We start from the raw sequence: 24,260 nt of genomic DNA, 5'->3' as shown, positions 1-24,260 counted from the left end.
ACCACCGAAGGCGACACCTCACCGGACTCCGGCCTCGCGGTCGAGCGGTTCCCCGGGGGCAGCAGCTACACCTACGAGCGCAGCCTGGAGATCCCCGATGACGTGCTGGCCTCCATCGTCGATGGCACCGGCGTCGTCGTGGTCCACGGCGTGGACCCAGCCGTGCTGACCGAGGAAGCCGCGAACAAGCAGAGCGAGCTCGATGAGTCCCTGCCCAACGCTGCGACTCTTCCCGCTGCCTGTGGCACCCTGACCGCCTCGCAGATGGACGGGATGCCTGAAGGCGGCGCCGACACCGGCGTCTCCGGCGGCTCACAGGGCGCCAGTGTGGCCATGGCCGCCGGCGGCGGCGCACTCGCCCTCGGCGCCATCGGTGCCGGTGCCTTCTTCATGCGCCAGCGCACCGTCGAGTCCTGATCCTTCGCGCCTAACCAGCAGGGTGATCGACCTCCCTCGCGGGTCGTGACCCATATTGCTTCAGCGGCGCAGATCATGGTGAAGACAGAGTGGTGGCCCTACAGATCCCTCCAGGTTCTGTGGGGCCACCGTCATAACGGGCCATCAAATACCGCCCCCTTTCCGGCACCCGCTGCAGAACACCCCTTCCTCAGACGAAATCAAGCGGTACTCAGCTATTCCACGGATGCCCCGCTCAATTGCTCTCCCCGGCGGGGATCCCCACCCGAGGCTCCGAACTCCCTGCGCGAGTCCCAGACCAGAACAGAATGTGAGCTGTAGATCCCATGTTCTCCTCCCCAGCTCTTCTCCGCGCGGCTCGGTGCCTGGCCCTGGCTAATTTCGTCGCCCTAGGCCTTCTTTTTGCTGCGGCAGGTCTCTACGTCCAAGACTTTCGCGGACTCGATGTCCATGGCGTGGCAGCCGTCGGACTCCACATCACCTCTGGTGCGCTGGCGCTGGCCCTCGTTCTCCGTGCGTGGGGGACCAAGACCGGGCTGATTCCTGCGGTCACCGCGGTGTTGCTGTTCGTTCTGACATTCCTCCAGGCTCTCGTCGGCAGCGCCATGACACTGACTCTCCACTTCAGCGGAGCCTTGGTGATCGCTGCGATGGCCACGTGGCTCATCGCTTGGGCCTTCTCCCGCGAACGTAGCGGCGACGCCCGACGTTCGCCCGAACTTCGTAATCACTATCCAGAAGGAGCACACTCATGAACACCCTCGCGCGAAAGACCAACTGGAGACGATCTCTCCTGGCCCCCGTCGCAGCCGGAAGCTTGCTGCTCCTCTCCGCATGCGGGCAAGGCGCAGACCAAGATCAAGAAGCCCCCGAGACTGAATCGGCAGAGGAGGCCGAGAGCACTCAGGAGACCGACACCGATCAGGCAGAGAACGAGAACACCGACACAGATGAGGACCCAACTGAGGACAGCGAAGCGGAAGAGCAGCCGGAACCTTCTGACGATGTCCTGACCATGGATCAAGTAGAGCAGAATGATTCCCCCGACTCGTGCTGGGCAGTCATGGACGGGACCGTCTACGACCTCACAGACTGGATCGAAAATCATCCAGGAGGAGCCGACCGGATCGAAGGACTGTGCGGCACCGACGCAGCAGAAGCCTTCGAAGCTCAGCACGGCGGCGCCGAGCGCCCCGAAGGACAACTCGCGGAGTTCGAGATCGGCACCCTTGAGGGCTGATCACCAGACGCGGAAACCAGAAGCGCCACCGCCTTGATCCAGAAGATGGACAGTGATCCAGCCACTGCGACGACGTTGTGGAAAGTCCGGGCATGACGGTGCTCAGAGAATGCGCAGCTCATAGGGCCCTGCGATGGATACCCACTCAGGTGCCCGCGGGTCGATCGGACTGGTCTTAGTCTCGCGGAACTCGGCATCACAGAAGACTGCCCAGCATTCAAACCGGGTGTCCGCGCGGCGGGCCCCGCTTCGGCGCCGTATCGGGGGCTCAACGCTGTTCTCCCGCCCTATGAGGGGAAACTTTCGCCATTCGCCTCTTCCGACGTTTGATCTCCAGCGGTAACCTCAACGAATGAGGGGCCAATTCCGCGCCCCACGGAAAGGAATTACCTCGTGATTATTCTGGGCATCATCCTATTGATCGTGGGAGCCGTCATTGACATCTCCATCCTCTGGACGATCGGCATCATCCTGGTTGTGGCCGGTGCCATCCTCTGGATCTTGGGCTCTCTCGGCCGCGCTGTCGGAGGACGGCGTCACTACTGGTGACCAATGGGCGGGATCGCCCTCGTCGTGTCACAACAGGACCCGGAACGGGTGCTTGCACCTGACCAGTCTCCGGTCCCCGACTGCTCGGACCCGCCCAAGTCTGGCTTCTAGACTCATTTGGTCCCGCTGCTGAGTTCGCCGCTGTTGACCAGGTCTTCGGCAAGAACCTGCAGCTTCTTGTTGGTGTGCTGACTGGCCTTGGCCAGCAGCAGAAAGGCCTGATGGTCGGTGATCCTATAGCGCTCCATCAAGATTCCCTTGGCCTGTCCGATCACGTCCCGGCTCTGCACCGCCTCGTGGAGCTGGCTGACCTGCTGGGCGTCGGCGAGGGCAACCGCGGCATGTGAGGCGACGATCAGCCCGACATGCTCAGAGTCATCGTCGAACGCGTCGACCTGACTGGAGTAGAGGTTCAGCGCACCCAGGTTGTCTCCGACCACATAGAGCTGGAAGGCCAACATGCTGTCCACTCCGGCTTCGGTCGCCTTTTCAGCGAAGACGGGCCACCGAGCCTCGGTCGCCATCTCCCGCACGCGGATGGTTTGTTCCGAATAGATCGCCTCGAGGCAGGGACCTTCGGTCAATTCCACCTGCAGATCGTCCAACCTTCTGAGCAGCTCGCTGGAGGGAGCCACAGTTTCGACTTCCTCTCGCCCGGTGACGACGCTCAGGGAGGCCTCTTCGGCACCGGGAATCAGCTCGATGGCGGCGGCCACCACGAGCTCCAGGATCGCCTCCGGGCTCTCCTGGTTGAGAGAACGGACCAGATCACCGAGCTGTGAGGCCAGCTGATGCTCACCAGCGGCACTCCCCTGGTCGGGCCCGGATGGTTGTCCCTGTTTTGCCTCGTTCGGAGTCGGGGTTCCTTCTCCGTTATGCATGGTTCCTACCTCTGGATTTCTGCGTTTGACGCCCAGTCGTGATCCGCTTCATCGCTGTACGACGCTCGGGGAGGCGAGGGGAGCATATCGATCATCTCGTTGGCGGCCTGGGCCAGAATGTCCTGCTGGAACTCGGGCAACGAGTACAAGCTGTGGATGTAGGCATTGAGCTCGTACTCACCGGCAGTGCCGCCCATACTGAAATAATGCAGCCACAGCCTCTTCAGCGGTAGGGCGGAATGGCGCACCGCTCTGCCCAGGTTTTGTCGCTGCGACTCATCCCTCCCAGCCGAGGACGGATCACCGTCAGGCCGTGACGGCTTTGGTGAATTGGAATCCTTCACGACCGATTGCCGCCTTGCCGCCAACCGGCGGCGATGATGCGTTGCGCAGTCTCCCCCATCGTCACGCATTCGGCTCGGGCCACCTGGATCAGATGACGGGTGGCGGCGTTTCTGTCGAACCCATGCTGGTCCATCACGACGCCTTTGGCGATGTTGATCATGTCGCGCTGGCCCATGGCATTGCTTATGGATTCGCTGAGCTTCACCGGGAGGTCTTTCGCCTGCACATGCGCAAGCAGCGCGGCAGCCGGCCCGGCGAACATCGTCAACAGCCGTGCGCTCTCCAGTGTGAAAGCATGTTCCGCGGCGGAATAGACCTTCATCGCACCCACAATGGTCTCCTTGTGCTGCAGCGGCGTGCTCAGCACCGACCGGACCGGCAGCCCGACGACGGCGGCAGACCAATTCGGCCAGCGGCGATCGGACTCGACGTCATTGACGTTGACGATCATGCGCGACGCCCAAGCACTCAGGCACGGGCCCTCGCCGGTCGCGTACTGGAGATCATCGGCCTCGCGCACCACCCGGTCAGTGCTTCCGGCACTCACCCTGCTGCCGGCGCTGCTGATCAATGACACGCCGGCTCCGATGGCCCTCGGAACAGTTCTCTTGGCTGCCTGGGCGAGGAGTTCAACCGCGTGTTCAACGGTTTCCTCGCTGAGCAGCATGCCATCGACGCGGGCGAACACTAGAAACAGTTCATCACGCGGTAGTTCAGTCGGCATCAAGATCTCCTTCTGGCGGCACCGATGGAGCCCACAACAGGCAGCACCGATAAGAAGTGACGCAATCCTCAGTTCAGCAGGATCCCCACAGGTCAGCGTGGGGTCTTGCTCGCGGGTAGGTCATGGGAACGGGAACTTCTTGTTCTTTCAGACGGGATGGAGATTCTTCTCTCTGCTCGGGGCCGCACCCGTCAGCGAACTTCAGCGAAGGAACGGGCGCCGTTCGTAGGTGTTGTCCGACCGCGGTTCCGAGCGCGAGCCGGAGTCCCACTGCGGGTCCCGAGTTCTCATGGCGGCAGACTCATCCACCACGCACGGCCGCGGAAAGTGCGGTGTCGCCAGTGCGATCTCTGGAAGACCCTTGGGAACACGGTGTCCAGCGAAATACATCTCCAAGGCCGCCAACCCTACGATGATCGGTCCAGACGCCCCGGAGGTGCTGATGACTACTCGGGAAATGTGCTCCATGGGGCACCCTTGTCTGAAGTAACAAGAGCCCGGCTGCTTGAGCTATGGCCGAAGCGTATCCAATGGATCCATCGCCGCCTAGGGCCCAAAGTCCCCCCCTGCTCCATCTGTCCGCTGAGCTGGCATCACGCGTGCGCTGGTTGCACCCGACCACCGAACTGCTTCCCGGTCCCCTGCCCATCGATCATGATGGCTGCCTGACCCAGGACCGCATCCACCTTCCTCCCTCAGGCGACGCGCGACGTTGTTTGCGCGCAGCTGGCGTTTCTCAGATCCAGATCTCAGTCGGGAGCAGCCGCGCGTTCGTATGCGCCGAAGATACTGTGGGTCACAAGCGGCATTCTGGGCTACGGAGGAACTATGGATTTCGACGCGATCATTGATTCCATCGGCAAAGCCGTAGATGCCGCTGGAGTGGTTGTGATGGTGGTCGGAATCAGCATCGCCTCTGGACTCGCTGGCTGGAGATACCTTCGCCGGAAGAGCCTCGTCTTCGAGGAGTACCGCCGCTGGGTCGGACGATCTATTCTCCTGGGACTGGAGATCCTCATCGCTGCGGACATCATCCGGACAGTAGCTATCGGGTTCTCCGTGGACGCAATACTCGCGCTCGGTCTCATAGTCCTTATTCGTACGTTCCTGAGTTTCACCCTCCAGCTCGAAATGACCGGACGCTGGCCGTGGCAGACTTCTCACGGGGGCGTGCGAGGAGATGTATGGGGCAACCCCGTCGCTCGGTGTACGTGTGGCGGCGAAAGCAGCAACCCTGGCGCCCGCCCTCAAGATCCCCGCGAGAGTTAGCGGAAGGGCAGGGCCCAGCCGCAGGGTCCTGCACCACCTCGTGGTCTAGTCTGGGCCCATGCCCGGGACACTGCGCAACTCTCAGACATGCACGTGATGAGTTTCAGAGCGCACGACTTCGATGATGCGCACGACATTGCTCTGCGACAGCGGTGCCGGCCCTGGAAGACCAGTTCTCTCATGTGGAAGAACGCGAGGAGTCGCCCCCGATGAGCGCCCCAGCACAACCCGATATCTCACTGGATCGCCGCTTCGCGGAGGAGTTTCCGGAGCTGTCGATCCCGTGGTCGGCCGAGGTGGCCACCGCCCCGCGGCTGATTGTGCTCAACAGACCCCTGGCTGATCACCTGGGGCTCGATCCCGCAGACTTAGAGAGCCCCGATGGCGTCCGTCTGCTGATCGGCAACCGAGTGCCCCGCGGCGCTGCGCCAGTAGCTCAGGGGTACTCTGGCCACCAGTTCGGGTCATACTCGCCGCGCCTGGGTGACGGCCGCGCGCTGCTGTTGGGCGAGCTCACCGACGTCGGAGGCCAGCTGTGCGATATACATCTCAAAGGATCAGGACGGACTCCCTTCGCCCGCGGCGGTGCCGATGGTCGAGCTGCGCTGGGCCCGATGCTGCGCGAATACGTCATCAGCGAGGCCATGCACGCCCTCGGCATTCCTACCTCACGTTCTCTGGCGGTCCTCGCCACCGGTGACGTCGTGCGGCGCGAGAAGCCGCTGCCGGGAGCGGTGCTCACCCGCGTGGCCAGCAGCCACCTGCGCGTAGGCAGTTTCCAATACGCCAGTGCCATCGGTGGCAGCGAGTTGGTCCGCCGTCTGGCCGATCATGCCATTGCCCGGCATGCCCCTGTCGCCGCGGACGCTGAGAATCCTCATCTCGCACTGTTCACAGCGGCGGTCTCTGCTCAAGCCCAGCTGGTGGCTCAATGGATGCTGGTCGGCTTTGTCCACGGCGTGATGAACACCGACAATATGGCCATCTCTGGGGAGACCATCGACTACGGCCCCTGCGCATTCGTCGACGCCTACGATCCCGCTGCGGTCTTCAGCTCCATCGATCAGAGCGGCCGCTACGCGTACCGAAATCAGCCCGCGATCGCCGAATGGAACCTCGCCCGATTTGCTGAGACCCTGCTCCCCCTGTTCAACGACGACGACGAGCAGGCCATCGCCCTGGCGCAGGAGGCCCTGGGCGCATTCCGCCGCGAGTACAGCGCTGCCTGGTTTCTTGGCATGAAGACCAAGCTCGGGTTGTCTCAAGACCTGGACGACGAGGTATGCACCCCGGTGGTCGACGACGTGATGACTCTGCTGCAGGAGCAATCGCTCGACTACACCTCGTTCTTCCGAGCACTCAACCACGCTGCCCGCGGCGACGTGAGGCCTGTTCGACAGAAGGCTCGGGATCTGGGGGCACTCGACGCTTGGCTAGATGGTTGGCGCGGCCTCAACCCGAACGCAGAGCAGATGGACAGGGTCAACCCTGTCTACATTCCGCGAAACCACCTGGTAGAGGAAGCCCTTGAAGCGGCAACCGACGGTGACTTGGCACCGTTCCACCAACTCCTGGAGGCCGTGACCGATCCTTACCACGAGCGTGAAAGGTTCGTTCGATACGCCTCTGAAGCGCCCGCGAGCTTTGGCCCCTACCGCACCTTCTGTGGGACCTGAATTCCCTTCCCGCCACGAACGAACCCTCGAGGCCCGGCATGCATGTGAACCTCTCGTTCAGTTCCCGCCTCTGCGCGACGGGAAGACCGCGTGCAGCAGCGGGATGAGGGATGCCGCGATGAGGGCGGAGCCGACGAGGCTGTCGTCGCTTCGCAGCAATGTCCCTGTGACCAGCAGCCCGGTGAACAGAACTGCTGAGATGATCCGCCGACCTACGCGTTCCAGAGCTGTGATCCGCCGATCAAGATCCGGGGTGCGCACCGCGATGCGCCCGGCCTCGATGCCGTCGACTGCTTCCGAGAGCCGTCCCGGCAGCCGGAGCGCCGTAGCCACCGTCGCCACTGCCTGTTGGGCGGCGTCCTGGACCGCAGGTCTGCGTTGATCGCGGATCAGCTGCTCGGCATAGGGCTCGATGGCGTCCCAGAGGTTGAATCTGGAATCCAGTGTGCTGCAGACTCCCGAGATGAGAGACACCGTCCGCAGCATCAGCAGAAAATTCTCTGGCAGTTGGAATGGCAGGGAGCGAACCAGGTCACCGAACTCTTTGGCGAAGTCCCGAAATTCGCGCGGGTCGACCTCCTTCAGCTCTGCGAACCCCATGCCGCCGAATCGGGCGAAGAGCTGTGTCATCGCTCGTTCAAGCTCGGCAGTGTCGGCCGAGGGAAGCAGCACACCCACCTCTTGAATGGCGTCGACCAGCCCTTTGCCGTCACGCGAGGCTGCGGCGATGAACACCCGGCGCAGCCCGTCCCGCAGAGTCTCCGGAATCTCGCCCATCATGCCGAAGTCGATGAAGGTCAAGTGCCAGTGAGGTGCCTGTCCCCCCTCTGCGAGGGGATTCCCCTCCGAGGGGGTCGGCGTGACGAAGATGTTCCCGGGATGCGGGTCGGCATGGAAGAACCCGTGGACGAAGATCTGGTCGAACATCACGTTCGCGAATTGTGTGGCGACCTCTGCTGGGTCGATTCCCGCGGCCTTGAGCCTCTCCACATCATTGATCTTGATCGCGGTCACGTCCTGCAGGGTGAGGACCCGTCGCGTGGTGCGTTCCCACATGACGTCAGGAACGGAGACGCGCGGATCCTCGGCGAAGTTCGCGGCGAACCGTTCAGCGTTGGCAGCCTCGTGGAGGTAGTCGATCTCCTCCATGCTGGTCGCGGCGAACTCCTCGACCAGTGCAGGCGCATCCACCCGGTTGCTCACCAGCCGGATCCGGGACAGCCATCGGCTCACCCGTCGCAGTGCGGCCAGATCGACGTCGACGATCTCACCGATGCCGGGACGTTGGATCTTCACGACCGCGGCTGCGAAACCGGCCAACTCGGCGTCCTGCGCCGAAGGTGCGGCGCGATGCGCCTGGCCCAACGAGGCAGCGGCAAGCGGGGTCGGGTCGACGTAGGCGAACGCCTGCTCCAGCGGGACGCCGAGTTCCTTCTCGGCGGCGGTCTGAATGGCAGAGAAGGCGACCGGACTCACCTCGTCCTGCAGCCCCTCCAGCTCTTTGGTGATCTCGGGAGGCAGCACGTCTAGTCGCGAGGAGAGGAACTGGCCGACCTTGATCATCAGCCCGCCGAGGTCCACAGCCAAGACATGGAACCGCTGCGCGAGACGCCGCATTCGTCGAGATCGCCCGACTGCTGCGAGTCGGGCAAGACCGATTCGCGGCAGGAACAGCTCGAACCACCACACCTGGATCAGATGAAGTGCGGCAAACCGGAGAATCCGACGGTACCGGGCGCGCAGCGTCCTGGTCGTTGGGTTCACTCGATTCCCTGGAAGCCGCGGCCCCAGGCGTCACGTGCTGCAGTCACGCCGTTCAGTCCTGAGCAAGGATGGCGTAGAGCTTCCGGCGCACCTGGTCCAGTTCCTGCTCCGCCTGGTAGATCTGTTCGGGGGTTCCGGAACGGCCGACCTGCGCGGCTGCCTGAGCAAGCTCCATGCCGGCCTTGGACAGGGTGCGAACTGCGTGGCCGCGGTGCCCAGGGCCCTGCCACTGCGCAGGCCACTGATCAGCGGCCTCTGCGGCCTCACGGCCTTCTTCGGTCAGTGAGTAGGTCTTGCGTCCACCCTCTGTCTCGGCGTGGATCAGTCCTTCATCCGCCAAGAGCTGCAGGGTGGGATAGACCGAGCCTGGGCTGGGCTTCCAGGCGCCGCCGCTGCGCTGTTCGATCTCGTGGATGATCTGGTAGCCGTGCATGGAGCGCTCGGCCAGCAGAGCAAGGACCGCCGCTCGGACATCGCCGCGGTTCGCTCGCGGAGCCGATTTGTCCTTGAATGCACCACGCAGCTGGTCCATCGCGTCCCAAAGGTCAGCTGGTGGCCCTCCCACCGGTGGCCGACGGTCTCCGAAGATGCCCCGGCCATGTGAGTCGCCTGAAAATGATCCAGTCATAACAGCCTCCTAAGCGCCGCGCCCATTGTGGGCCCGATCAGACTTAACGATATATCGGCGAGAAACCTGGCGTGAGGATGTGACGAAACGGGGTCAAGGTCATTTCATCAGCCCAGAGCAGAGTCACCGTACTGACCTGCTGGCATGAAACCTTCCGCTTCGTCGGTGTCCAGTCCAGTTCTGGAATCGTGAACTTGCGACTGAGCCACTCGACCCTCACCTCGCTACAGGTCTACGAAGGCTCCTCCGGTGTTCGGCCCCGGCCTTGCGGCAACACCGCGTCGTCGAGCAGCTCAAGAATATGTCTGTATGGCTCACCGGTCGCGCGGGTCATCCCGATCTCACACGTGCGATTCGTGGACGCGTGCACCGCGGCACGCACGCTGCGCACCTCCGCAGCCTGCGCCTCGACCGCTGAGGCCGTGAGCTCGGGGTGCAGCATGCCTCGGTCTCCGGCGAATGCGCAGCATCCCCAGTCCTGCGGGGTATACACCTGACCCGCCACAGCGGCTGCCAGTACATCGAGATCAGAGTTCAGTCCGAGCCGTGTAGACGAGCAGGTGGGGTGCAGCATCACAGAGGGCGTCATCGGCGCGGGCAGCAGCTTCCGGGCCTGCAGCGCGGGCAGAAGCCGTTGTGCGGCGAAGGTGACCACGTCCACGACCTCGATGTCTGCGACCGGCTCACCAGACGCCAGCAGGAGCGCCTCGAGACCCTCGGTGCAAGAGCTCGCGTCACTGACGACCGGCAGCCTTCCAGCGTCAGAGGCCTCCCACACCGCGGCGGCGACCTTGCTGCGCATGAGCTCGTACCCCTCAGACAGGCCTTTGGACTTCCACGGTGTCCCGCAGCACAGCGACGGCATCGATTCGGGTGTGCGCACCCGCACTCCGGCCACATCACAGAGCCGCTGAAACGCCTCGCCCACACCGCTGCGTCGCCCATCCGGGTCAGCACCTTCAGCCGCACCGAACAACGTCTGCGTGCAGCTGGGAAACCAGAGCACCTCCGCCTGGGCGTCCTGCCGCACAGGACGAGCCCGCCCTCCGCGCGGCAGGTCATCGGTCCACTGTGGAAACGCCTCCTCGCCGAGGACACGTCGCGCGAGATCAGACGCCGCACGCGGCAGAACCGACGGCATGTGGTCAGCCGCCGTCAGAGCCCAAGACCCTGCCCGACTCACGCTCGTCCACTGCCTCGCCGCCGCCTTCCAGACCTTCTGGTCGGGCGCAGACCGGGTCTCAGCGCGCAGGCGCCGCACCAGGTCTCCGGTGTTGATGAATACCGGGCAGGCCGTCTCACACATGCCATCGACGGCGCAGGACTGGACGGCCTCGTACTCATACTCCCGGCGGAGAGTCTGCGCCAGCGCTGCGTCTCCGGCTGCCTCGGCCCTTGCGATCTCCCGACGAAGCACAATCCGTTCACGCGGTGTGGTGGTCAGCCGGCGGCTGGGACAGACGGGTTCGCAGTACCCACATTCGACGCACCGATCGACCTCTTCTTCGACCCTCGGCGAGGTCTTGAGATGTTTCAGGTGGGTTCGAGGATCCTGCGTCAGGAGCACTCCAGGGTTGAGCATCTGGTGCGGATCCACGAGGGCCTTGAGCTTCTCCATCACGGCATACAGGTCGTCTCCGACCTGACGCCGCACGAAGGGGGCCATGATCCGGCCCGTTCCGTGCTCGGCCTTCAGTGTTCCACCGCGCGCCAAGACACACTCGACCATGTCCTCGGTGAACGCCTCGTATCGGTCCAGTTCCTCTGGTGATTCCCCGTCGAAGGTCTCGGTCACCATGAAGTGGATGTTGCCGTCCTTGGCGTGACCGAAGATCACGGCGTCGGCGTAGCCGTATGTGTCGAAGAGTTCGGTCAAAGCCGTACAGGTCTCCCCGAGCCGAGCGACTGGAACCGCGATGTCCTCCAGAAGCGCCGTGGTGCCCGAGGGCCGGTTGCCCGCGACAGCAGCGAACAGACCTTTTCGGGTGTGCCAGAAGGCGGCCCGTCGACCGGCGTCGGTGGTCAGCTGGGCGGGGCGACTCAGGGGAAGCCGTTCCCAGAGCAGCGCCGCAGCCTCGAGCCGGTCTTGAAGCGCCTGCTCATCGGGCTCTTGGAACTCCACCAGCAGCGCACAGTGATCTTCGACCATGAGGCCCCGGATCTCCTCCGGCGACTTCGGATCACGCTGGGAGACTCGCAGACTGGTCGCATCCAGGAGTTCCACCGTGGCAAGCTGCGCCGCCACCAAATCGGGCAGGCTGGCGGTCGCGGCGGCAAGGTCGGGGTAGATGAGCAGCCCCGTGGCCACGTGCGGTCTGATCTCCACCGTGCGGAAGGTCGCCTGCGCAAGGAACGCCAGCGTGCCCTCGCTGCCGACGATCAGATGCTCGAGGATTCGGACCGGGTCGGTGTGGTCCAGGAAGGAGTTCAGACCGTAGCCCATGGTGTTCTTGATCGCATGCAGCGTCCGGATCCGCTCGACGGCGAGCGGGTCGGCTCGCAGCTGGTCGCGCAGCGCACCCAGGCCCTCATGCAGCTCAGGCTCAGCGCGGGCGAGCTGCAGATCAGCGTCGGCAATCGAAGTGTCGACCACGGTGCCGCTGGGCAGCACGAGCACACAGGAGTCGAGGGTCCGGTAGGTGTTGGATTCGGTCCCGCACGCCATGCCGGAGGAGTTGTTCGCCACCACTCCCCCGATCGTGCACGCGATCTCGCTGGCGGGGTCCGGGCCCAGTTTGCGCCCATATCGCCGCAGTCGAGCGTTGACCTGGCTCAGCACAGCCCCGGGGCCGCAGCGCACCTTGGCGCCGCCGTCGAGCACCTCTATGGAGCCGAAGTGCCTTCGCACATCCACCAGCAGGTTCTCCGTGACGGCCTGTCCGGACAGGCTGGTTCCCCCCGAGCGGAAGGTCACCCCGAGACCCAGGTGTCGAGCTGTCTGGAACAGTCCGGCGACCTCCTCGATGGAGTTCGGCCGCACCACGGCTTGGGGAGTGAGCAGGTAGTGCGAGGCATCATGGGCGGCCCCCAGGCGGTCTGTCGCACGCACCCCGACCTCGCCCACGACGCTTCGCAGCGCGTCGACGAGATCGGCGGGGACCTCCGTCAACGTGGAGCTGCCTCCCCGATGGTCAGCGGACTTGCTCCTGCTGGGGCTCAAATCCGCTGCGCTTTGAGCTCTTCGGCGATGTAGTCGGCCTGACGAATGGCGAGCGCAACGATCGTGAGGGTGGGATTCGCGGCCGCTCCACTGGTGAAGACGGAACCGTCCGAGACGAACAGGTTCTTCACGTCGTGGGAACGTCCCCAACGGTCCACCACCCCGTCCTCGGGACGCTCACTCATCCGTGCGGTCCCGAGATTGTGCGTGGAGGGGTACGGCGGTGTCCGGTGCGTAGAGCGTGCCCCTACTGCTGCATAGACCTTCTCGCCCGCGGCGTAGGCATGCTCGCGCATCGCCACGTCGTTCACATGATCGTCGTAGTGGACATTGGGGACCGGGAGGCCGTTCTTGTCCTTGAGAGTGGTGTTCAACGTGATCCGGTTGGTCTCCTGTGGCATGTCCTCCCCGACGATCCACATGCCGGCAGAGTTCGTGTAGGCGTCCAAAAGCTTCGCGAAGTCTGGACCCCAGGTGCCGGGCTCGACGAACGCGGCCATGAAGGCCGGGCCCAGCGAGATGGTTTCGAGATAGTAGCCCCCGGCGAAGCCTCGATCAGGGTCGTGCAGCGACTCGTCTCCGATCATGCCCGCCATCGTCTCTCCGCGGTACATGCGCACCGGTTCCTCGAAATGGCCCCAGACCGTGCCTGTCAGATGCCGCATGTAGTTGCGACCCAGCTGCCCGGACGAGTTGCCGAGCCCGTCTGGGAAACTCGGCGTCGCGGAGAGCAGCAGCAGGCGAGGGGTCTCGATGGAGTTGCCCGCCACGCAGACGATCTTCGCCGCCTGGCGATGCAGGCTTCCCTCCTCGTCGAGGTACAGCACGGCGTCAGCTCGGCCTTCGGCGTCATGGGTGATCTGCACGGCTTGGGAGTTGGGGCGCAGGTCCAGAAGCCCGGTTGCTTCGGCGCGCGGTATCTCACGGACCAGGGTGGACCACTTGGACCGGTTCTTGTCTCCCTGGAAGTTGAAGCCGTCCTGGATCGACGCCGGACGCCCGTCGTACTCCTCGGCGTTGGTGGCGTAGGGGCCTGTGGCGTAGAACTTATAGCCCACACGCTCGGCACCGTTGGCGAAGACCTTGTAGTTGTTGTTCGCCGGCAGCGGCGGACGGCCATGGACGTGTGTGGAACCCATCGCTTTCTCTGCGCGGTCATAGAAAGGAGCCAGATCTGAGAGCCCGATCGGCCAGTCCAACAGATTGGCGCCATCGACCCGGCCGTACACGCTGCGGGCTTTGAACTCGTGATCCTTGAAGCGTGGAGTCGCGCCAGACCAGTGGGTGGTGGTCCCGCCCACCGCTTTGACGATCCATGCCGGGAGATTGGGGAAGTCACGAGCAACTCGCCAGGACCCTGAGGTGGTCCTGGGATCCAACCATGCCATCTGGTTGAAGGATTCCCACTCGTTGTTCATATAGTCGTCATGAGTGAGGTAGGGCCCCGCCTCGAGCACGACCACAGGTATCCCCTTCGAGGTGAGTTCATAGGCAAGGGTGCCTCCGCCGGCACCGGACCCGACGATGACGACTGCTTCCTCGTCATGGGCGACGCTGTAGCCGGTGACGCTTTCTCCGGGTGTGTGATTCTCGGGAACGGATGACATCACTTCTTCACCTCTTCCATATCCGAGCTGGTCGCGCCCGGCTGATTGGTGCTGTCGGTCTTCTGTCCCCCGGCCGCCGGACGCGGAGCCCCGGTCGCACCGGGGGCGATCTCCGGCATGGTCTCCCCCTCGGGAAACTCGACGCGCGGATCTGGCAGCCAGCCGAGATCGTTGAATCCTCGATTGATATATCCGCCCTGGTCGAACGATGCCCCCTCATAGCCGAGGGCTGTCCAGACCTCCGCATCGTCATAGAGGTTCAGCACTGCGGTGCGACGGACGAAGCCGAAGAACTCCGTGCCGTCTACGCGGCGCAGGACCCGCAGCGCAGCGGCATCGTCCAGGCTGCGGAAGTCCCCATCGGACAGCTGATTCAACGAGAGCAGCCCTTGAGTCAGCGCCACGCGGAACCAGGTCTCGTTCTGCGCCTCTGTCAGGATGGTGTCGGCAGTGCGCTCATAGGGTCCGTCCGGCACGCACTGGTGAGGAAAAGCGACGCGCAGCACGCGGATAAGGGTCTGGCGGGCCTCCTCCGTCATCTCGGTCGCGTTGAGCGAGGGGTACTTCGCGGGGAAAACCATCGGATGCTCCTTTGTAGATCAGCCTCGCCGACAGGTCCGCCCGGGGCCCCGTCACGATGGGGTTTCTGTGGAGACCTGCACGCGATCGTCTCGTGATTGTTCTCTAACGGTATGTGATCTGGGACACTGTTCGACAGGTAGGTTCTCACCGGGCGAGAACACCCCGAGCAAGCCCTTCGAGCCCACGATTCCTGAGTCCTGACGAGACGAGGTCCCATGCCAGCCATTGCCGTGATCCACCGAACCTTCGCTGTCCTGGAGGCCGTCGCGGCGTCTGGGAGCGCCACAGCCAAGGAAGTCGCCCAGCGCTTGGAGATCCCGCTCCCCAGCGTCTATCGCCTCCTCAGTGAGCTCGTGGCGACTCAATACCTCGTGCACCTCAAAGAGGACGGACGTTTCGAGCTGGGGCCCAAGTGCTTCGACCTCGGGCTGTCCTTCCGCCAGCGCCTGGTGGCACCCTCCCCCATCCGACAGGCTACGGATGAGCTTCACCGCACCATGGAGACGGCTGCCTACTTCGCGGTCTACCGCGGCTCGGACATAGTGCTCACACACCTCTCCGACTGCGAGAAGCATCCACGGCTGCGCCCTCTGCGATTCGGATTCCATGAGGCCGCGCATGCAACGGCCTTCGGCAAGATCCTCCTCGCTTCGATGCCGCAGGAGGAGAGGAGGTCCTATCTCGATGCACGAGGAATGCCGATCCTGACTCCTCACACGATCGCCCGCCCTGACCTGCTCGATGAACACCTCGACACCGTCTCGATCCGGGGGATCGCGTGGGAGCACGAGGAGTTTCTGCCTAGGACAACCTGCGCAGCCGTACCCGTTCGCGGTGCCAGCGGAGTCAACGTCGGCGCGATCGCTGTCAGCATGTCCGCACGCCGAGCCGCTGGACTGGAACCACAGATCGAAGCTGCTCTGCGCGAATATGCCGGCCGATGCAGTCGGTATATGCGCGCCGGATCGAAGACCGTTCTCACCGGATGAGAGAGCTTCTGGCTCGTCTCGTCTGACGCACCACAGACTGTGCTGACCATCACACCTGAGGAGAACAGCGCATGAGTGCACAACTGAGGGTCGCCGTCGTCACGGGAGCCGGACGCGGAATCGGGCGTGGCATTGCGGAGAGGCTCGGCCAGGACGGTCTGCACGTGGTCGTCGCGGATCTGCCAGGCATGCAGGAAGAAGCAGCCGAGACCGTGGAGACGATCACCGGCGCAGGCGGACATGCGAGCGCCGCCGAGGTGGACGTGACCGTGGAGTCCTCGGTCGATGCGCTGGTCCGCACGGCAGTGGAGACCGGGGGATCCCTGGATGTCTTCGTGGCCAATGCAGGCATCGCCCAGGTCCAGTCGCTGTTGGACTACAAGACTGAGGACTTCCAGAAGGTGATGGACGTCAACGTCACGGGGGTCTTTCACTCCTACCGCGCAGCCGCCCGGCAGATGATGGGGCAGAACACCGGTGGAAAGATCATCGGCGCCGCCTCCATCGTGGCATTCCGTCCCTTCGCCCTCCTGTCGCCCTACTCAGCGAGCAAGTGGGCGGTGCGAGGGTTGACCCAGGCCGCGGCCATGGAGTGGGCCCAGTACGGAATCACGGTCAACGCCTACGGTCCAGGGATCGTGGGAACAGCCATGTGGGACCTCATCGATGAAAAGCTCGCCGCCGAAGAGGGCCTCCAGAAGGGCGAGGCGATCAAGAAGTACGCGGGCGACATTCTGCTTGGTCGCGTCTCAGTACCCAGCGATGTCGCCAGCCTCGTGTCCTTCCTGTCCTCGGAGGACTCCGATTACATCACCGGCCAGACGATGCTGGTCGACGGAGGGATGCAGTTCTCCTGAGACTGGACCCCGCACCAACGGCAGCGGGTGACGCCGACCAAAAACCCAAGAAGGAGCGAGAAGACATGATCCTGATCGTCGTGAAATTCCAAGTCAAGCCGGAGCTCGCTGAGCAGTGGCCGGAGATCACCCGCGCGTTCACCGAAGCCACGCGCGCAGAGCCGAGGAACAAGTGGTTCGAATGGTCCAGAAGCCTCGACGACACCAACCAGTACGTGCTGGTAGAGGCCTTCGAGGACGACGGCGCGGAACCTCACGTGGAGTCTGAGCACTTCAGGACTGCCACTGCCCCGGGCAGCCCGATGCACGAGGCTCTGGTCGCGACGCCGGAGATCATCTCTCGCCAGGTCGAAGGCTCAGGCTGGGATGAGATGGGGGAGATGAAGGTCAGCTGAAGACCGCAACCCGCACTGCAGGTTCGGGGTCGAGGTGCGTCTGAGCGGAACAGCGATCGTGTTCCCCGTCGACGACGCCCGGCTCAGGCTTCTCATCGGGAACGATGCCCCCGAAGAGGTCCGTGCGGCCCTGACGCTCCGCGTGCACGACCACGGAGAAGACCCACGGTTCGACGTCGAGGAGCTCCGGCACTCAGCAGACTCACCAAGCCAGTCCTGCGGTTCCGTGAACGCGTCTGCTGGTTCACGAGCCGGTGGCCTCTGGCTGCAGGCGTTCCTGCGGTCCCGCCTGCGGCGGTGATGATCCGGGCCACCGCCCAGCCGAGGGCAGTCACGAGCGGCGCGCTCACGATCACCGTGGCAACCGGGTTGGGCTGAAACTTCGGCCCGTGGGGACCATCGACATACGCACCGATCGGCAAGACGCAGCCGCCGCCCCCGCCACCGCTGCCTTCGCCTTCTCTTTCCGGGTCCTCCCCGCTCGGCGGGACTCTGCCCGAACCCCCGCCACCGCCGAAGCCGAAGATGACCAGGGCCGCAGGAACCAGCTCGCGACCGCCGATCGTGATGCTCTCGCCGAACGCCATCTTCGCACCCCATGACGGCACAGAGTTGGTCAGGTTCTCGATCGGTCCTTCCATCAGCTGCACGCCTCCGCTCCCGGTAGACAGCTCTCATCTGAAACACGCCCCCATGCGCACGGGACGCATTGCACCCACGATAGAACTGACCCCGAGGGACCGCTAGAGGCGATGCGACACTGCCTCCGGCGGCGACGCTGGGACTACGAACTCAAGACACCGCCGTGGCTATCAGGCCTGCGGCAGCGGTGCCTTGGCTGAGATCAGGCCTTCCTGGACCAGCTCATCCCAGAAGTCGCCGGGGATCGTCGCGGACAGCGCGGCGATGTCCTCAGAGATCCGGCCCGGCCGGCTTGAACCGGGGATCACTGCGACGGTCGCGGGGTGGGCGGTGGAGAACTGCAGCGCGGCCGCCTTGAGGTCGACGTCGTGGCGGGCGGCCACGGCTGACAGCGAGGCCACCTGATCCTTCACCGACTGCGGCGCCTCGGTGTAGTCGAAGTGGTCCCCGCCCAGCAGCGCTCCGGAGTTGTACGGTCCGCCGACGATGATCCCGACACCCTGCGCCTTGGCGCGAGGCATCATCCGCTGCAGCGCCTTCTCGTGCTGGAGGATCGTGTACTGGGTGGCCGAGAGGCTCAGATCGGGAGGAGTCTCCTCCAGCTGCATGGCCAGCTCGATGGGTTCCGTGGTGTTGACGCCCAGTCCCCAGCCCTTGATCAGACCCTGCTCGCGCATCTCGGTGAGGACGCGGAACGCGCCGGTGCGGGCCTCTTCGAACTTCGCGATCCATTCGTCGCCGTGGAAGTCCCGGGAGATGTCGTGGACGAACACGAAGTCGAGCCGGTCGGTGCCCAGGCGCTCCATGGACTGCTCCAGCGACTTCCGCGTGGCCTCGGCGGTGTAGTCGGTGATGACCTTGTTGCTGCGCCCGTCGGCGAAGAGTCCCTCCTTCTCCTCGGTCTCATCGGACATGTAGCGCCCGACCTTGGTGCTGAGCAGGAACTCATCGCGCGGCTTCTTTCCGAGGGTGGCGCCGAGGCGCTTCTCGGCAAGACCGGCGCCATAGAACGGGGCGGTGTCGAAGTAGCGGATGCCGGCGTCCCAGGCAGCCTCGATTGTGCTCAGCGCCTCGTCCTCGGGGATCTCCCGGAACATGTTGCCCAGGGGTGCCGTGCCGAAGCCGATGGTGTTGTTCAGCAGGTGGTGGATGTCGCCCATACGATCAGAAATCCTCAAGCTTGTGGGTGGTCTTGTCCGGGAGAACACCACCTAGGTCGAGGTTTATTTCTCGGCACGTTCTCGGAGGGGCACTCACATTCACCGCCGCTGCGACGCGGGCCGGATCGTTCTCAGCCAAGTCAGCCCCGACTCAAGCCATTGACATCTGAGTTGGTCGTGCCAAACTGCGTTGAGGAGCCGCAGAACCAGTGTTGCTGCTCAGCGTTCACCGAAGCGGGCCGTCCCCCGCCGAACCAAGGATCCTCGATGCACCCCAGGTCCACTCAGCGAGTCGGTTTCCTCCCCGCCAGAGGGGCGGCGACCCTAGCTGTCACCGTCCTCGCCCTGCTGGGCTGCGCCAGCGAGAATACCCACGCCGACGAGGGCTCAACGTCCAGCAATGACGAGTCGGCAGCGGCGTCCTTCGGGCATGAGACCGGGCCACGCGTGCGCGTCAACCAGCTCGGCTACCTGCCCGACGGCCCGAAGCGCGCCACCCTGGTGACCGAGCAGCAGGAAGCGGTGAGCTGGCAGCTGCTCGACGACGACGGCGGGCTCGCCGCGCAAGGAGAGTCGACCCCGCAAGGGTTCGACCCGTCGGCGGGACTCGACGTCCACACCATCGACTTCAGCGATCACGGCGACTCCGGGGCGGGTTACACGCTGACCGCCGAGGGCGAGCAGAGCTACCCCTTCGACATCACCGAGGACTTATACACCTCACTGCGCCATGATGCCCTGAACGTCTACTACACGCATCGATCCGGCATCGCGATTGAACCGATCGAGGTCGACGGGAGCCTCGAGAGGCAGGAGTATGAGCGCCCTGCCGGGCACGTCACGGAATTCGTGCCCCCATGGGAAGACCTGCCCGACTCCGACGTCCCCAACCGGGGGGATCTGCAGGTGCCCTGCCTGCCCGCGGAGCGCTTCGTGTGGAACGGGGCGGAGCAGCACGCCAGCGCGGACGTCTACGGCGACCCCGAGGCGTGGCGCTGTCCGGAGGGCTACGCCCTGGATGCTGCAGGTGGTTGGTATGACGCGGGCGACCATGGCAAATACGTGGTCAACTCGGGCATCTCGGTGTGGCAGCTGCTGGCCACCTATGAGCGCAGCCAGAACGCCGAGGTAGCCGTGGACGAGGCCTTGGGTGACGAGACCCTGCTGATCCCCGAGCGGGGCAACGGGGTGCCGGACATCCTTGACGAGGCTCGCTGGAACCTTGAATGGATGCTCTCCATGCAGGTGCCCGCCGACACCTGGATGACGATCGACGGGGTCGAGATCGATGCCGGCGGGATGGCGCACCACAAGCTGCACGACATCGCCTGGACCGGAATGGACACCCTCCCGCACGAGGACCCGATGCCGCGGTATCTGCACCGGCCCTCCACCGCCGCGACGCTGAACCTGGCAGCCGCCGCAGCCCACGGCGCCCGCCTCTATGACCAGTTCGACGAAGAGTTCGCCGATGAGCTGCTCGACGCTGCGGAATCTGCCTGGGCTGCCGCCGCCGAGCACTCCAGCATCTTCCGGGGCCCCGACGGTGTTGACCCGAATCCCGGCGGTGGTCCCTATAACGATCACGAGTTCAGCGACGAGTTCTATTGGGCGGCCGCGCAGCTGTACCTGACCACGGGGTCAGCCAGCTATGAGGACGCGGTGCGCACCAACGTGCATCATGTGGGCGGCGCCGAGGATCAGGTCTTCGGCACCCCGGCCTTCGACTGGAAGAACACCGCCGCTGCCGCCCGCCTGGATCTAGCGACCGTGGACAGCGACCTGGAGGACCGTGAGGCGGTGATCGATTCCGTGGTCGACGCCGCCGACGCCTATCTGGCGGTCCAGCAGGATCAGCCCTTCGGCCACCCCTATGCCCCGGAGGAATACGACTGGGGGTCGAACCATATGGTGCTCAACAACGCCGCGGTGATCGCCACCGCCTTCGACCTCACCGGCGAGACCCGGTACCGCGAAGCCGGGATCGAGGCCATCGACTATGTCCTGGGCCGCAACGCGATCAACAACTCCTACGTCTCCGGCTACGGCACGTACTTCTCTGAAAACATGCACAGCCGCTGGTACGCGGCCGATCACGAGCGGCTGCCGCCGTTCCCCGCCGGCAAGCTTGCCGGCGGGGCCAACTCCGTCCTCGGCGATCCCACGGCACAGGGCGATCTCTCCGGCTGCGCGCCGCAGTTCTGCTACATCGACGCGTCTGACTCCTGGTCCACCAATGAGACGACGATCAACTGGAACGCCGCCCTGGCCTGGCACGCCAGCTGGCTCGACGACATGGGTCGCGCAGGCTGATCTAGTATCGGGACCATGTCAGCTGTCGGGGAAGGTCCCATGAAGATCCTGGTGGTGGACGACGAGGCGCCACTGGTCCACCTGATCGAGCAATACCTCATCCGCGATGGGTTCCGCGTCGTGGCGACCGGAGATGGATCCCACGCCGTGGATATCGTTCGCGAACAGAGCCCCGCCGTCGTCATCCTTGACCTCGGCCTGCCTGGCCTGGACGGCGTGGAAGCCTGCCGACAGATCCGTACGTTCTCGGACTGCTACATCATCATGCTCACGGCCCGCGCCGAGGAGGTGGACCGTCTGATCGGACTGTCCGTCGGCGCCGATGACTATGTGACCAAGCCCTTCAGCCCACGAGAACTGGTGCTGCGCGTGAAGGCGATGCTGCGCAGGCCACGAAACGCCTCCGGCTCGGATCTCGTCACCTACCAGCTGGGGGACCTCCGCGTCGATCTGGCGGGACGTGAAGTTCAACTGCGGGGTCAGCTCGTGGATCTCACCTTGACCGAGTTCGAGCTCCTGGCGACGCTTCTCGCGGAACCCGGAGTGGCACAGAGTCGGAGCGCACTGATCACCAAGGTGTGGGGTGATGAGTGGTTCGGAGACAAACACCTGGTCGATGTCCATATCGGGCACCTCCGCCGAAAGCTGGGGGATGATTCCGCGAACCCCCGGTTCATCCACACGGTCCGTGGCATCGGGTACAAGACGGGACCGCCACGTTGATCGGGCAGAGGCGATTCACCGGGCTGGGCACCCGGATCCTGGCGGCGCTCATCCTTGTGCTGGGTGTGGCGGTGGTGACTGCCTGGGTCGTTGCTCTCATCGTGGGACCGGCAATCTTCGATGACCATATGGAGATGGTCGAAACCTCCAACCCCGATCCAGGCATCGTCGCCCACGCCGAGGAAGCATTCGATGCGGCATGGAGACTGTCCCTCCTGCTGGCCCTCCTGACAGCCTTCGGGACTTCCGTCGTCGTCACCGTGATCCTCGTGCGCCGGCTGGTCAGGCCGATCCGCAAGATCCGCTCTGCGGTCGTCGAGATCACGGACGGCGACTACTCCGCGAGGGTCCCGGAGAGCAGCATCGGAGCAGAGTTCACTGAGCTGATGGTCGCGTTCAACAGCATGGCCGCAGAGCTGGACCGCACTGAGCTCACTCGCAAGCGCCTGCTCTCAGATCTGGCCCACGAGATGCGCACACCGGTGTCCACGGTTGACGGATATCTCGAAGCGATGCAGGACGGGATCGCCCACGCCGACGACGAAACCCTGGTCATGCTCAGAGAACAGACCGAGCGCCTCACACGCCTTGCTGAGGACATCTCTCTGGTCAGCGCCGCAGAAGAGGGGTGCCTGGACCTGCGGCTCGCCCCGGTCCAGCTCGGTGAGCTCCTGGATGCCGCGTCTGCCCAGATCCGCGCTCGCTATCAGGCCGCCGGGGTGAACCTCGAGATCAAGATCGGCAACCGCGCAAGAGCCGTGACGATCACCGCGGATCGCGACCGCATCGGTCAGGTCCTGACCAATCTGCTGGACAACGCACTGCACCACACCGAGCGCGGCGACGAGGTGACCCTCAGTGCACGGGCATCCAGATCCCATGTGACCGTCGACGTCGTCGACACCGGCCACGGAATCGACCCGGCACACCTTGCCCACCTCTTTGAGCGCTTCTACCGCGTGGACAGCGCACGCGACCGCACCCACGGTGGATCTGGGATCGGACTCGCGATCGTGCGTTCCATAGTCACCGCTCATGGAGGATCCGTCTGGGCGTTCAGCGAGGGGACCGGAAAGGGAGCCGTCTTCACGGTCGAGCTGCCTCAGGGCACCCAAGACTTGATGAAGGTTCCATAAAGGATCTGATTATCTGCCGCCCCATCGCAGGCGACTCGATATAGTCAAGAGTTGCGTGGTCACCGTCACGGGACTCACCAGCAGATCAGACAGGGAGCCGGAGTGTCGTCTCAGCGAAAGACCTCCACGAAGAGGCCGCCTCGCTCGGGCGCACAGCGGATGCTCGCGCTGGACGCTGCACGCGGGCTGGCGATCATCGGCATGATTGCTGTCAACACTGGTCCCCGCGGCGACGACGAGCTTCTGGAGATGATCTACCGAGTTCCGTATGGTCGGGCGTCCCTGCTCTTCGTCCTGCTCGGCGGAATCGGCGTCTCCTTGATGACGCGCCGCTCTCGCGAACAACACGCTCCGCTCCCCTGGGTGTCGCTGCTCTGGCGCTGTGTACTGCTGCTCCTGGGCGGCCTGGCGCTCCAGGAACTCGCCCACGACGTCTCGGTGATTCTGCAGATCTATGCGCTGCTGATCCTCTTCTCTCTCCCACTTCTCCGGGTCTCCGGTGGCCTCCTGCTCCTGACCACGGGGATCAGCGCCCTCCTCGGCCCGGTGATCTGGATTGCGGTTCAGGCTCAGACCGACGGACGCTTCGATCGAGACCCCGTCTCAGCTTCAGGCCCGCCCTGGGAGATCTTCACCGGCATCGTGCTCACGGGCCCATACCCGTTGATCGTCTGGGCGGCGCCCTTCGTCCTCGGCCTCTGGCTGGGTCGACTGGAGCTCACAGACTCAAGAATCAGCACTCGACTGATCATCTGGGGCGCAGCTGCTGCAGTGGCGGCTCGCCTGCTCTCTGCGCTTCTGGTGGCCGCATTCGGCGAGCCGACGACCCATATGGCATGGGAGCGACTCTTCAGCGCGGTGGCCCATTCACAGATGCCGCTGTGGCTGATCGGCGGCACCGGGTCCGCAGTCTTCGTCCTCGGCCTGTGCCTGAAGATCCACGCGTGGTCCCACCCCATGGTGTCTCCGCTGATCTTCCTGGGTCAGTTGGCCCTGACTGCCTACGTCGGGCACCTGCTGATCCTCGCATTCGTCGTCCGCCCGGGACCGGACACGCTGGTCCAGGGGATGATCGCGAGCACCTGGACCGTGGCCGCGCTGATGGCGTTCGCCTGGCTCTGGCGGAAGCGCTTCAGCCGAGGGCCCCTCGAGGTTCTGCTGCGGGCGCCGAGACTGTCCCGGCGTCCTCGCTGAGAATGCCGG

At 64.4% G+C, this 24,260-nt stretch carries 23 protein-coding genes and 1 pseudogene; 14 read left to right on the top strand and 10 right to left on the bottom strand.

Annotated features, from left to right (window positions below; all coding sequences use genetic code 11):
* From LTI14_RS10565 to LTI14_RS10550, 4 genes and pseudogenes are all read left to right on the top strand, one after another.
* Positions 1-417: pseudogene (locus LTI14_RS10565) on the top strand (hypothetical protein); the annotation flags it as partial.
* Positions 418-743: 326 nt separating this feature from the next.
* Positions 744-1,172, top strand: coding sequence for a hypothetical protein (locus LTI14_RS10560; protein WP_241465882.1), 429 nt, complete (start codon positions 744-746; stop codon positions 1,170-1,172).
* Complete coding sequence (locus LTI14_RS10555; protein ID WP_241476461.1) at positions 1,169-1,657, top strand: cytochrome b5 domain-containing protein; 489 nt, start codon at positions 1,169-1,171, stop codon at positions 1,655-1,657. Before LTI14_RS10560 ends, LTI14_RS10555 begins: the two co-directional genes overlap by 4 nt.
* 393 nt (positions 1,658-2,050) lie before the next feature.
* The gene (locus LTI14_RS10550) at positions 2,051-2,206 is read left to right on the top strand and encodes a DUF6131 family protein (RefSeq protein WP_241470700.1); all 156 of its coding nucleotides are present in this window, start codon (positions 2,051-2,053) and stop codon (positions 2,204-2,206) included.
* Positions 2,207-2,319: 113 nt separating this feature from the next.
* Here LTI14_RS10550 and LTI14_RS10545 read toward each other — a convergent pair whose 3' ends face one another.
* The 3 genes from LTI14_RS10545 to LTI14_RS10535 are packed head-to-tail and all read right to left on the bottom strand — an operon-like array spanning position 2,320 to position 4,156.
* A complete protein-coding gene (locus tag LTI14_RS10545; protein ID WP_241476460.1) occupies positions 2,320-3,087 on the bottom strand; it encodes a GAF and ANTAR domain-containing protein in 768 nt (255 codons plus the stop codon).
* A gap of 5 nt (positions 3,088-3,092) precedes the next feature.
* Positions 3,093-3,431 (bottom strand): hypothetical protein, encoded by a 339-nt coding sequence (locus LTI14_RS10540; RefSeq protein ID WP_241476459.1) that lies wholly within the window; start codon positions 3,429-3,431, stop codon positions 3,093-3,095.
* Positions 3,428-4,156, bottom strand: a complete 729-nt coding sequence (locus LTI14_RS10535; RefSeq protein WP_241476458.1) for a GAF and ANTAR domain-containing protein — start codon at positions 4,154-4,156, stop codon at positions 3,428-3,430. Before LTI14_RS10535 ends, LTI14_RS10540 begins: the two co-directional genes overlap by 4 nt.
* 828 nt (positions 4,157-4,984) lie before the next feature.
* On the opposite strand from LTI14_RS10535, the gene LTI14_RS10530 reads away from it, so the two are divergent.
* Positions 4,985-5,425, top strand: a complete 441-nt coding sequence (locus LTI14_RS10530; protein WP_241476457.1) for a DUF1622 domain-containing protein — start codon at positions 4,985-4,987, stop codon at positions 5,423-5,425.
* A 209-nt stretch (positions 5,426-5,634) separates the two neighbouring features.
* Entirely contained in the window at positions 5,635-7,101 is a 1,467-nt protein-coding gene (locus tag LTI14_RS10525) for a protein adenylyltransferase SelO (protein ID WP_241465873.1), read from the top strand.
* A gap of 57 nt (positions 7,102-7,158) precedes the next feature.
* On the opposite strand, the gene LTI14_RS10520 is transcribed toward LTI14_RS10525, so the two are convergent.
* The 5 genes from LTI14_RS10520 to LTI14_RS10500 all read right to left on the bottom strand — a co-directional run bounded on the left by LTI14_RS10520 (position 7,159) and on the right by LTI14_RS10500 (position 14,841).
* Entirely contained in the window at positions 7,159-8,718 is a 1,560-nt protein-coding gene (locus LTI14_RS10520) for an ABC1 kinase family protein (RefSeq protein ID WP_241476456.1), read from the bottom strand.
* A gap of 199 nt (positions 8,719-8,917) precedes the next feature.
* Entirely contained in the window at positions 8,918-9,493 is a 576-nt protein-coding gene (locus LTI14_RS10515; protein ID WP_241476455.1) for a PadR family transcriptional regulator, read from the bottom strand.
* A 232-nt stretch (positions 9,494-9,725) separates the two neighbouring features.
* A complete protein-coding gene (locus LTI14_RS10510; protein ID WP_241476454.1) occupies positions 9,726-12,602 on the bottom strand; it encodes an FAD-binding and (Fe-S)-binding domain-containing protein in 2,877 nt (958 codons plus the stop codon).
* A gap of 47 nt (positions 12,603-12,649) precedes the next feature.
* Positions 12,650-14,260: a GMC family oxidoreductase gene (locus LTI14_RS10505; RefSeq protein WP_241476453.1), complete on the bottom strand. Its 1,611-nt coding sequence runs from the start codon at positions 14,258-14,260 to the stop codon at positions 12,650-12,652.
* The gene (locus tag LTI14_RS10500; RefSeq protein WP_241465865.1) at positions 14,260-14,841 is read right to left on the bottom strand and encodes a hypothetical protein; all 582 of its coding nucleotides are present in this window, start codon (positions 14,839-14,841) and stop codon (positions 14,260-14,262) included. Before LTI14_RS10500 ends, LTI14_RS10505 begins: the two co-directional genes overlap by 1 nt.
* 216 nt (positions 14,842-15,057) lie before the next feature.
* Between LTI14_RS10500 and LTI14_RS10495 the strand changes: the two genes are divergently transcribed.
* The 3 genes from LTI14_RS10495 (at position 15,058) to LTI14_RS10485 (ending at position 17,083) form a co-directional block, all read left to right on the top strand.
* On the top strand, positions 15,058-15,831 hold the full coding sequence (locus LTI14_RS10495; RefSeq protein WP_241470708.1) for an IclR family transcriptional regulator: 774 nt from the start codon (positions 15,058-15,060) through the stop codon (positions 15,829-15,831).
* 71 nt (positions 15,832-15,902) lie between these two features.
* A complete protein-coding gene (locus LTI14_RS10490; RefSeq protein ID WP_241465862.1) occupies positions 15,903-16,688 on the top strand; it encodes an acetoin reductase in 786 nt (261 codons plus the stop codon).
* A 65-nt stretch (positions 16,689-16,753) separates the two neighbouring features.
* Positions 16,754-17,083 carry a putative quinol monooxygenase gene (locus tag LTI14_RS10485; protein ID WP_241470709.1) on the top strand — a complete coding sequence of 110 codons (330 nt, stop codon included), beginning with the start codon at positions 16,754-16,756 and terminating at the stop codon, positions 17,081-17,083.
* Here LTI14_RS10485 and LTI14_RS10480 read toward each other — a convergent pair.
* Positions 17,076-17,276: a hypothetical protein gene (locus tag LTI14_RS10480; protein WP_241465859.1), complete on the bottom strand. Its 201-nt coding sequence runs from the start codon at positions 17,274-17,276 to the stop codon at positions 17,076-17,078. The genes LTI14_RS10485 and LTI14_RS10480 overlap by 8 nt on opposite strands.
* Positions 17,277-17,472: 196 nt before the next feature.
* Here LTI14_RS10480 and LTI14_RS10475 point away from each other — a divergent pair, with 196 nt between their 5' ends.
* Positions 17,473-17,685 carry a hypothetical protein gene (locus LTI14_RS10475; RefSeq protein ID WP_241465858.1) on the top strand — a complete coding sequence of 71 codons (213 nt, stop codon included), beginning with the start codon at positions 17,473-17,475 and terminating at the stop codon, positions 17,683-17,685.
* A 210-nt stretch (positions 17,686-17,895) separates the two neighbouring features.
* On the opposite strand, the gene LTI14_RS10470 is transcribed toward LTI14_RS10475, so the two are convergent.
* On the bottom strand, positions 17,896-18,885 hold the full coding sequence (locus tag LTI14_RS10470) for an aldo/keto reductase (RefSeq protein ID WP_241470710.1): 990 nt from the start codon (positions 18,883-18,885) through the stop codon (positions 17,896-17,898).
* Positions 18,886-19,152: 267 nt separating this feature from the next.
* Here LTI14_RS10470 and LTI14_RS10465 point away from each other — a divergent pair, with 267 nt between their 5' ends.
* The 4 genes from LTI14_RS10465 (at position 19,153) to LTI14_RS10450 (ending at position 24,251) form a co-directional block, all read left to right on the top strand.
* The gene (locus tag LTI14_RS10465; protein ID WP_241476452.1) at positions 19,153-21,198 is read left to right on the top strand and encodes a glycoside hydrolase family 9 protein; all 2,046 of its coding nucleotides are present in this window, start codon (positions 19,153-19,155) and stop codon (positions 21,196-21,198) included.
* Between the two features lie 15 nt (positions 21,199-21,213).
* Positions 21,214-21,921 carry a response regulator transcription factor gene (locus LTI14_RS10460; protein WP_241465853.1) on the top strand — a complete coding sequence of 236 codons (708 nt, stop codon included), beginning with the start codon at positions 21,214-21,216 and terminating at the stop codon, positions 21,919-21,921.
* Positions 21,918-23,057 (top strand): sensor histidine kinase, encoded by a 1,140-nt coding sequence (locus LTI14_RS10455; RefSeq protein WP_241476451.1) that lies wholly within the window; start codon positions 21,918-21,920, stop codon positions 23,055-23,057. Before LTI14_RS10460 ends, LTI14_RS10455 begins: the two co-directional genes overlap by 4 nt.
* A 102-nt stretch (positions 23,058-23,159) precedes the next feature.
* Positions 23,160-24,251: a DUF418 domain-containing protein gene (locus tag LTI14_RS10450; protein WP_241476450.1), complete on the top strand. Its 1,092-nt coding sequence runs from the start codon at positions 23,160-23,162 to the stop codon at positions 24,249-24,251.
* Positions 24,252-24,260 lie beyond the last annotated feature (9 nt).

It is taken from the genome of Nesterenkonia sp. YGD6 (genome assembly GCF_022565895.1).
Lineage (GTDB): Bacteria > Actinomycetota > Actinomycetes > Actinomycetales > Micrococcaceae > Nesterenkonia.
This window is presented reverse-complemented; position numbering and strand designations above follow the sequence as displayed.